Origin of the sequence: Muricoccus pecuniae (assembly GCF_014199205.1) — a bacterium.
Taxonomy (GTDB): domain Bacteria; phylum Pseudomonadota; class Alphaproteobacteria; order Acetobacterales; family Acetobacteraceae; genus Roseomonas; species Roseomonas pecuniae.
In genome coordinates this window covers 92,841-101,830 of sequence record NZ_JACIJD010000015.1, presented here as the reverse complement: position 1 = coordinate 101,830, position 8,990 = coordinate 92,841, and the positions used below count along the sequence as shown (strand labels likewise).

Genomic DNA, 8,990 nt, shown 5'->3' with positions numbered 1-8,990 from the left:
GTCGGATACGCGCCCTCCACGATCCATCGGATCTGGCGAGCCTTTGGACTACAGCCGCACCGGAGCGAGACCTTCAAGCTTTCGACCGACCCGCTCTTCGTCGAGAAGGTGCGCGACATCGTCGGGCTGTACATGGCTCCGCCCGAACGCGCCCTGGTGCTGTGCGTAGACGAGAAGTCCCAGATCCAGGCGCTTGACCGCACCCAGCCTCTGCTGCCCATGCGCCCCGGCCAGGCTGAGCGCCGGACGCACGATTACACCCGCCATGGCACGACCTCGTTGTTTGCCGCGCTCGACATCGCAACAGGCGCGGTGATCGGCCGCTGCTACCCAAAGCACCGCTCCAGCGAGTTCCGGAGGTTCCTCGATCAGGTCGAAGCCGCCGTGCCCGCTGACCTCGACATCCACCTCGTGATGGACAATTACGCCACCCACAAGACCAAGCCGGTGCGTGACTGGCTTGCCAAGCGTCCGCGCTGGCACGTCCACTTTACGCCCACCGGTGCGTCCTGGATCAACCAGGTCGAGCGCTTCTTCGCCCTGCTCACCGAGCGCCAACTCCGGCGTGGTATCTACCGCTCCACAGCCCAGCTCGAGGCCAACATCCGGGCCTTCATCGACGCCCACAACGCCGACCCCAAACCCTTCCGCTGGACCAAGTCCGCCGACAATATCCTCGCCGCCATCCAGCGCTTCTGCCTCCAAACTCAGCAGATCGGAGGAACTACGGAATCAGGACAATAGAGCGTTTTCCGTTCGCCCTGGCTCACGGCAACCGCTCCAGCCTATTGCTTTGTCGCATTTTCCGAGCCGCCGGGTGATTCCACCCGGCTTGAAAATGCTCTAGCGTCCCGGCACGTCCCTGACCAGCCGCACGAAGCTCCCGATGAGCCTCGGCATCTCCACGGCCCTGGCCGGCATCCGGTCCGCCGGAAGGGCAAGGCTGTCGAGGAACCGGCCCCTCTCAGTGTAGAGTGACAGTTCCAGCCCCTCGCCGATGATCTCGACGCGGCAGACGACCTCCTCGTCCCCGGCCGCGCGCCTGGCCGCGGCAACGCGCTCGACGATCTCCTCGATGCCACGGCTCTGTGCCCCGGCCTCGTCCAGGAAGTCCGCGATCTCCGCTTCCACCTCGGAGGGCGAGACCAGCGCCAGCGGCACGCAGCCCCCGCTCACCTCGAAGGCCGCCCCGCGCCAGCTGTCGAACAGGGCAGCGGCGCGGGCCTCCTCCGGCGTGCCGCCGGGCTCGTCCTCGAGGAGCGGAAGGCCGCCCTGCGCGGCGATCCTCTCCCAGACCGGTATGTCCCAATCGATCTGCAGGCCGATCAGCACGCCGAAGCCGCCCCGCAGCAGCTCCTCCGCATCGCCGGGCGGCAGGTCACGTGGCTCCTCGCCGGCGAGCATGTCCAGGAGCACGCGGCGGAGGGCGCCGGGAGGGAGATTCGCGAGCGCCTGCGGGGAGCGCCAGCCCCGCAGGAAGCGGATCTCGGCCGTATTCTCCAGCGCACCGGAGGCCAACAGCCCGTCCCCGATGGCGGCCGCGTCCGGCAGCTGTGCCGAAGGGAGGGCCGTGGGAAGGGCGACCAGCTCCGCCCATCCCGAGGGCCCGGCCGCATCGGCCGCCGCCACGGAACGAAGAGCCTCGGCGAGCTCGTCCGCATTCTGGTCCCCGTGGCGCTCGGCCGCCTTGCGGATGGCAAGGTCGAGGACGTCGTCCCGTCCCGCCGAGAGAAGATCCTCGGCGAGGGCCTCGATCTCGCCTTCCTCCCCGTCCACGAAGGCGGCCAGCAGCCGGTCGGCGATGGGGCCGGGCTGCTTGTCGAAGCGGGGCTTCGACGCGGGCGAACGGGCGGGCTCGAGGCCCAGCAGCGCGAGGGCTGCATCGCCCCTGAGCAGGCGGCCACGGTCGATCCAGGACAGGCGGTTCTCCGGTGTGTCCTCCCGCTCCTGCATCCATCGCCGGAAGGCCGCCCTGTCCGCGCGCTGCACGAAAATCTCGACGCCAGCATCGATCATCTCGGCCGCGACGGCCCTGTTCACCGCGCGGGTCGTCCCGACATCGGTCTCGCCGGGCCGCAGCGTGTCGAGCGCCTCGAGGTCGGGATAGTGCGTGAGGAGCACGGCATCGAGGTCCCCGGCGACATCACGGGCCAGTTCCGCCGCTGCCCGGACGACCTCATCTCTGGCATCTGTCTCGCGCGGCATGGGGGTATCCTGATCCGGGCGGAACATGCCCCGGCCTGCCTACCCCCAATCGCGAGGGATGTCAGGGCACCCACGGCCGGTCATGCCTCGCGTCGCCCAGCTCTCACTCCCGCCACCGGCACCCGATCCGGAAGCCGGGCTTCCGGATCAGGGATGTCTCCTAGCCCTGCGGCACCGGGACGAGGCCGTATCGGAGCATGATCTCCCGCGCCCTGGCCGGGTCCGGGTTGCCGGAGCGCAGGAGGGCCGCGAGCTCCCGGAAATACTCGGGCCCGAGGACACCCGGCGTCAGGATGCAGAGGCAGCTCGCGACCGCACCGCTCCGGTTGCTGAAACCGTGGACCTTGCCGCGGGGGATGAACAGGCTCTCCCCCGGCCCGACATCGTGGGCCTCTCCCTTAACCGTGTAGCTCACCGTGCCGGCCAGGCCGTAGACCGTCTCCTCCCAGGCCTCGTGGTAGTGCGGCACGGGCATGCGCCCCTCGGGCTGGAGGACCAGCTCGAACATGTCCAGGCTTCCGGCGGTGCCGTGCCTGTCGCGCAGGAAGCGGAGCTGGAACGAGCCGAACTCGATGATCTCGGTCATGGGGGCGCCCCGTCAGGAGAGGGGAGCGTAGCGGCAAGGGCGCGACATGGACACTCATCCGCCCCGTGGCCCGTGGAGGCGGAGCATGGGCCTCCCGCACCGTCCGCCGAGCGGGGAGGATCGGGCCCGCCAGTCCCGCCAGATCGAGGGCTAAGCACGCCTGCCGGCCGGCCTTCCCCGTGCTGCCGCCTAGCCCGGCGCCCTCACCCAGGCCAGGATGTGCGTGCCGACGAGGCAGGTCTCTCCCTCGCCATTCACCACCTCCACCGCGGCGCGGGTCCGGCCGCGCGCATCGTCCACCTCCTGCACCACGTAGCGGGCCGAGAGCGTCTCGCCGGCGAAGACCGGGCGGGTGAAGCGGATGCGGTCATAGCCGGCGGAGACCGGCGTGCCAGGGCTGCCGCGCTCGACCGAGCGACGGGACATCATCGACGCGGCCGTGGAGAGCAGGCCCATTACCAGCGCGCCATGCGCGATGACGCGCCCGAAGGCGGTGCGCGCGGCGAACTCCGCATCGACATGCACGGGGTCGTGGTCGCCGCTCAGCTCGGCGAAGGCCGCGATGTCGGCGGCCGAGATCGTCCTGCTGAACTCCGCCGCCTCCCCTACCGAGAGGCATGTCGCGCAGCCCGTCACTCCGCGGCCTGCGCCATCGCGAAGCGGTCCAGCGCCGGGCGCGGCGGCCGGGCCGGAAGGCGGGAGGCCAATCCCATCGGCCCCTCGGCGAACAGCCCGGCCTCCATGCGCCGCAGCGCGGGCGACACGCGCGGGCGGAAGCCCATCTGGGCGATCACATCCGCCTCGATGTCGGTGTCCGGCGCGATCTCGATCAGCTCCGGCCCGCCCTCCGCGAGCCGGAACACCGCGCGCTCGGTGACGTAGAGGACGCGCTGCCCGCGGCGCCGGGCATAGGGGCCGGAGAAGGTCACCTGCTCCACCCTCTCCACGGCCTTGGGCGCGGCGCCGGCCGTGAGCGTGCCCCCGAAGACCACCGAGCCCGCACCCTGGCTGATGTTGATGAAGCCCCCCGGCCCGACGATGCGCCCGCCGAAGCGGGAGACGTTCACATTCCCCTCCGCGTCGAACTCCGCGAAGGAGAGGAAGGCGAGGTCGAGGCCGCCGCCATCGTAGAAGTCGAACTGGTAGGGCTGGTCCACCTGCGCGTCCGGGCTCATCGCGGCGCCCGCCTCGTTGCCGCTGGCGGGCGCGCCGCCGATGTTCCCCTGCTCGTTCGTCAGGCAGATCCGGCGCAGGATTCCCTCCTCCGCCGCGACATTGGCGATGCCGGTCGAGATGCCGGAGCCGAGATTGCAGATCGCGCCCTCGAACAGCTCCATCGCCCCGCGCCGGGCCACGATGCGGCGCGGGCCGGGCTCCAGCCGGGGGATGTCCTCCAGCGCCACGCGCAGATGGCCGGAATAGGCGGCACTGTCCTGCGTCGCATAGGTCTGCCACTGGTCGGGCTCGACCACCACCGCATCCACCAGGATGCCGGGAATCTTCACCATCTTCGGATGGATGGAGCCGGCGGGCACGACGCGCCTGACCTGCACGACCACGATCCCGCCCATGCGGCGGGTGGCCTGCGCCATGCTCAGCATCTCGAGCGTGACGGCCTCGTGCTCCATCGAGACGTTGCCGTCCTCGTCAGCCGCCGAGCCGCGCAGGAAGGCGACGTTCACGTGGTAGGGCTTGTAGAAGAGATACTCCTCGCCCCGGAACTGCACGAGCTCGACCAGGTCCTCGGCCGCGCGGGCGCTCTGCCGTCCCCCGCCGAGGCGCGGGTCCACGAAGGTGTGCAGCCCGATCCTCGTCAGCAGCCCCGCGCGCCCGGCCGCCATCTCCCGCATGAGTTGCGACATGGCCCCTTGCGGCAGGGTGTAGGCCTCGATCTCCTCGTCGAGGGCCAGGCGCGCGATGCCGGGCGAGTTGACGAAGGTTCCCGAGGCCACGCGCTTCAGCAGGCCCTTCTGGGCGAGGTGGCCGGCCCCGCGCGTCCTGCCGTCCCCCAGCCCGACCGGATGCACGGCCGTGATGGCGCGCGGCCTGCCCGTGTCGCGGAAGCGCTTCCCCACGGCGGCCATCAACGCATCCGGCACGGCATGCCCGCCGCCCGAACCGCCGATCAGCAGCGTGTCCTCGTCCTGCAGCAGGGCCGCGGCCTGGGAAGCGGTGATCTGTCTCATTCGGGGGCACCCTCACATCGGGAAAAGGCGGGGGTCCCGAGAGCGCTCAATTCCGCATCTCCCGCAGGGGCGCGAATTCTCCCGGGAAATGGCAGGCCACGCGGCGGCCGGCCTCGACCTCCGCCAGCGGCGGCCTCTCCTCGCAGACGGGCCGGGCGATCGGGCAGCGGCCACGGAAGACGCAGCCGGTGGGCAGCTTCAGGGTGGAGGGCGGCTCGCCGCCCAGGATCACCCGCTCCCGCCCCGGCTCCGGCACCGCGCTGGTCAGGGCGACGGTGTAGGGATGCAGCGGCCGCGCGAAGAGGGCGACGGCCGGCCCTTCCTCCATGATGCGGCCGAGATACATCACCGCCACCCGGTCGCAGAAGGCGCGCACCACGGCGAGGTCATGCGCGATGAACAGGTAGGAGAGGCCGAGCCGCTGGCGCAGGTCCAGCATGAGGTTCAGCACCTGCGCCTGCACGTTCACGTCCAGCGCCGAGACGGGCTCGTCCGCGACCACCAGGGCCGGATCGAGCGCCAGCGCCCGCGCGATGGAGATCCGCTGCCGCTGCCCGCCCGAGAACTCATGCGGGAAGCGGGCCGCCCATTCGGGCTTCAGCCCCACCGTGCCCATCAGCTCCAGCACGCGGCGATCCGCCTCCGCGCGGTTGGCGGCGCGCCCATGCGCCATCAGCGGTTCCGCCAGGATGTCGCGCACGCGCATCCGCGGGTTGAGCGACGCGTAGGGGTCCTGGAACACCATCTGCAGCCTTGGCCGCAACGGGCGCATCTCGGCCGGGGAGGCATGGGTGATGTCCCGCCCCTCGAAGCGCAGGCTGCCGGCCGTCGGCTCGTGCAGGCGCGTGACCAGCCGCGCGAGGGTGGACTTGCCGCAGCCGCTCTCGCCCACCACCCCGAGGCTCTCGCCCCTGATCAGGCGGAGGTCCACGCCGTTCACCGCGTGCACCACGGCGCGCGGGCCGAAGAAGGAACTGCGCGCGCCGGGGAAGTGCTTCACCAGCCCGGTCGCCTCCAGCAGCGGGGGCGCATCCGGCTCCGGCTCCCGCGCGGCGGCCTCGGCCGCCACGGGCGGGGGCGGAAGCGGGCGGCCATCCGCCGTCACCCAGCAGCGCGCGCGGCGGCCGGGGGCCACCTCCATCAGCGGCGGGTGCTCCTGCCCGCAGCGGGAGATGGCGAAGGGGCAGCGCGCGACGAAGCGGCAGGCGGGCGGCGGGTTCAGCGCGTCGGGCGGCGCGCCCTCGATGCTGGTGAGCCGCGCGCCCGCCGGGCTGTCCAGCCGCGGCACGGCATTCACCAGCGCCCAGGAATAGGGATGGCGCGGATCGGTGAGGACGGCCCCCGTCTCCGCCTCCTCCACCACCTCCCCCGCATACATCACGGCCACGCGGCGACAGACGGTGCCGATCACGCCGAGGTCGTGGCTGATCAGGATGATCGCGGTGCCGAACTCGGCATTCAGGTTCCGCAGAAGGTCCAGGATCTGCGCCTGCACGGTCACGTCCAGCGCCGTGGTCGGCTCGTCCGCGATCAGCAGGACGGGATCGTTGGCGACGCCGATCGCCAGCATCACGCGCTGCCGCATCCCGCCGGAGAACTGGTGCGGGAAGGAGGCCGCCGCGCGCTCGGGCGCCGCGACGCCCATGCGGCGCAGCAGCTCCACCGCCCGCACCCGCGCCTTCGCCGGCGTCTGCCGGCCGTGGGAGACCATGTGCTCCGTCACCTGGCGCAGGATGCGGACCACGGGGTTCAGCCCGGTCATGGGGTCCTGGAACACCATGGCGGCCCGGTCGCCGCGCCAGTCCCGAAGCTCGGCGCCGCTCATCGCCAGGACGTCGCGCCCCTGGAAGCGGACGGTGCCGCCGATGATGCGCGCGGGCTCCTCCAGCAGCCGCATGAGCGACAGGGCCGTCACGCTCTTGCCCGATCCGCTCTCGCCCACGATGCCCAGCGTCTCGCCGGGGCCCACTGAGAAGGAGACGCCGTCCACGGCGCGCACCGGGCCGGCATCGGTGAGGAAGACGGTGTGGAGGTCCTCCACCTCCAGGACCGGTTCGGCGATGCCGGCCGCGTCCTCCCGCTTGGGCAGGGTGCCATCCATCAGCGCGACCTCGCCCTCGGATCAAGCCAGTCCCGCAGCCCGTCGCCGCAGAAGTTGAAGCCCACCACGACCGTCAGGATGGCGAGGCCGGGGAAGGCGGCGATCCACCACTGCTCCACCAGCTCACGCCCCTCCGCGACCATGGAGCCCCATTCCGGCGTGGGCGGGACGACGCCGAGGCCGAGGAAGGAGAGGCCCGCGAAGGTGAGGATGGCGTTGCCGAGATCGAGCGTCACCAGCACGGCCAGCGGCCCCAGCGTGTTCGGCAGGACGTGGCGGCCGAGGATGCGGCTCGGCTTCAGCCCCAGCACCGTCGCCGCCTCCACGTATTCCTGCCCTCGCTGCACCAGGGCGAGGGCCCGGCCCAGCCGCGCGAATTTCGGCCACCACACCACCAACATCGCGAGGATGGTGTTCTGCGTACCGATGCCGAGCCCGGCCGCGATCGCCAGCGCGAGGATGATCGGCGGGAAGCAGAGCACGAGGTCGGTCAGGCGCATCAGCGCCTCGTCCCAGAAGCCGCGCGCCCAGGCCGCGACGATGCCGACAGTGGTTCCGATGGCGGCCCCGAGCAGCACCACGGTGAAGCCCGCCAGCAGCGAGAGCCGCGCACCGTGCAGCAGCCGCGAGAACACGTCCCGTCCCAGCACATCCGTGCCGAGCCAGTGGGTCGCGCCCGGCGGCTGCAGCCGGTTCACCACGTCCTGCGCATCCGGCGGAAAGGGGGAGATCCAGGGCGCCAGGATCGCGATGAGGATCCAGAGCAGGACGACGCCCCCGCCCAGCCAGGCCGGCCCGTAGCGGCGCAGCCGCCGGCGCCAGCGCGGCCGCTGCACCGGCATGGCGGGCGGGATGGCGAGAGGGGGGACGGTGCTCGCGCTCACCGCCGCACCCTCGGGTCCAGCGCCGCGTAGGAGAGGTCCACCAGCAGGTTCACCAGGAGGTAGGTCGCGGAGACGACGAGGGTGATCCCCATGATCGCCGGGAAATCCAGCGCCGCCGCGGAGCGGAAGGTGTAGCGGCCGAGGCCCGGCCAGGCGAAGACCGTCTCGGTCATCACCGCGCCGGCCAGCAGGTTGGCGAAGGCGAGGCCGCCCAGCGTCACCACGGGCACCAGCGCGTTGGGCAGGGCGTGGCGCAGCACGATCGCCCGCTCCCTCAGCCCCTTGGCGCGGGAGACCCGCACATAGTCCTGCCCCAGGCTGTCCAGCATCGCCGCGCGGGTCGTCCGGGTGATCAGCCCGATGGTCGCGGCCGCCAGGACGATGGAGGGCAGGACGAGATGGGCCGCGCTGTCCCAGAAGCCCTCCCAGTCCCGGGCGAGCAGCGTGTCCACCAGGAACAGGCCCGTGGGACCCTCGGGCGGGAAGGCGATCGGGTCCATCCGGCCCGGCCCGGGCGCCCATTCCAGCCCGCCGTAGAAGATGGCCAGCATGATGAAGGCGAGCCAGAAGGTCGGGGCCGAGACGCCGAGCAGCGAGATCGCGCGGGCGAGCGAATCGACCCAGCTGTCCCGCCACACCGCCGCCGCGATGCCCAGCGGGATGCCGACGAGCAGCGTGAGCAGGAAGGAAACCGTCGCCAGTTCCAGCGTGGCCGGGGCGTACTGGGCGATATCGTCCAGCACCGGCCGCCGCGTGGCGATGGAAATGCCGAGATCCCCGTGGGCCAGCCCGTTCAGGAAGATGCCGTAGCGCTCCCACAAGGGGAGATCGAGGCCCCATTTGGCCCGCCATTCCGCAACGGTCGCAGGATTGCTCGCCGCGATGTCGCCCAGCTGCGCCAGCACCGGATCGCCGGGAACCAGCGCGGAGATGAGGAACACGACCAGGCTTGCCAGCAGCGCCATGACGGCGGCCGCAAGCAGTCGCGTCGCGATGTAACGCGGCACGCGGACATTCCCTCTTGTTGC

General features: G+C 71.5%; 8 protein-coding genes. 1 reads left to right on the top strand and 7 read right to left on the bottom strand.

What is annotated here, in order from left to right; all coding sequences use genetic code 11:
* A partial coding sequence (locus tag FHS87_RS16265; protein WP_184520436.1) for an IS630 family transposase occupies positions 1-744 on the top strand: 744 nt, incomplete at its 5' end.
* Between the two features lie 99 nt (positions 745-843).
* Here FHS87_RS16265 and FHS87_RS16260 read toward each other — a convergent pair.
* The 7 genes from FHS87_RS16260 to FHS87_RS16230 form a co-directional block, all read right to left on the bottom strand.
* The gene (locus tag FHS87_RS16260) at positions 844-2,205 is read right to left on the bottom strand and encodes a hypothetical protein (RefSeq protein ID WP_184520435.1); all 1,362 of its coding nucleotides are present in this window, start codon (positions 2,203-2,205) and stop codon (positions 844-846) included.
* 160 nt (positions 2,206-2,365) lie between these two features.
* Positions 2,366-2,791 carry a cupin domain-containing protein gene (locus FHS87_RS16255; protein ID WP_184520434.1) on the bottom strand — a complete coding sequence of 142 codons (426 nt, stop codon included), beginning with the start codon at positions 2,789-2,791 and terminating at the stop codon, positions 2,366-2,368.
* Positions 2,792-2,980: 189 nt separating this feature from the next.
* Complete coding sequence (locus tag FHS87_RS16250) at positions 2,981-3,427, bottom strand: MaoC family dehydratase (RefSeq protein WP_184520433.1); 447 nt, start codon at positions 3,425-3,427, stop codon at positions 2,981-2,983.
* Positions 3,424-4,977 (bottom strand): acyl CoA:acetate/3-ketoacid CoA transferase, encoded by a 1,554-nt coding sequence (locus FHS87_RS16245; protein ID WP_184520432.1) that lies wholly within the window; start codon positions 4,975-4,977, stop codon positions 3,424-3,426. Before FHS87_RS16245 ends, FHS87_RS16250 begins: the two co-directional genes overlap by 4 nt.
* A gap of 46 nt (positions 4,978-5,023) precedes the next feature.
* Positions 5,024-7,078 (bottom strand): ABC transporter ATP-binding protein, encoded by a 2,055-nt coding sequence (locus tag FHS87_RS24285; protein WP_184520431.1) that lies wholly within the window; start codon positions 7,076-7,078, stop codon positions 5,024-5,026.
* Positions 7,078-7,962 carry an ABC transporter permease gene (locus FHS87_RS16235; RefSeq protein ID WP_312862023.1) on the bottom strand — a complete coding sequence of 295 codons (885 nt, stop codon included), beginning with the start codon at positions 7,960-7,962 and terminating at the stop codon, positions 7,078-7,080. The genes FHS87_RS24285 and FHS87_RS16235 overlap by 1 nt, the downstream gene beginning before the upstream one ends.
* On the bottom strand, positions 7,959-8,969 hold the full coding sequence (locus tag FHS87_RS16230) for an ABC transporter permease (RefSeq protein ID WP_184520430.1): 1,011 nt from the start codon (positions 8,967-8,969) through the stop codon (positions 7,959-7,961). The genes FHS87_RS16235 and FHS87_RS16230 overlap by 4 nt, the downstream gene beginning before the upstream one ends.
* Positions 8,970-8,990: the final 21 nt, after the last annotated feature.

Excerpts from the sequence above, each read along its gene's own strand:
- FHS87_RS24285 (WP_184520431.1), bottom strand. The coding sequence starts at position 7,078 with ATGGATGGCACCCTGCCCAAGCGGGAGGACGCGGCCGGCATCGCCGAA.
- FHS87_RS16260 (WP_184520435.1), bottom strand. The coding sequence starts at position 2,205 with ATGCCGCGCGAGACAGATGCCAGAGATGAGGTCGTCCGGGCAGCGGCG.
- FHS87_RS16245 (WP_184520432.1), bottom strand. The coding sequence starts at position 4,977 with ATGAGACAGATCACCGCTTCCCAGGCCGCGGCCCTGCTGCAGGACGAG.
- FHS87_RS16255 (WP_184520434.1), bottom strand. The coding sequence starts at position 2,791 with ATGACCGAGATCATCGAGTTCGGCTCGTTCCAGCTCCGCTTCCTGCGC.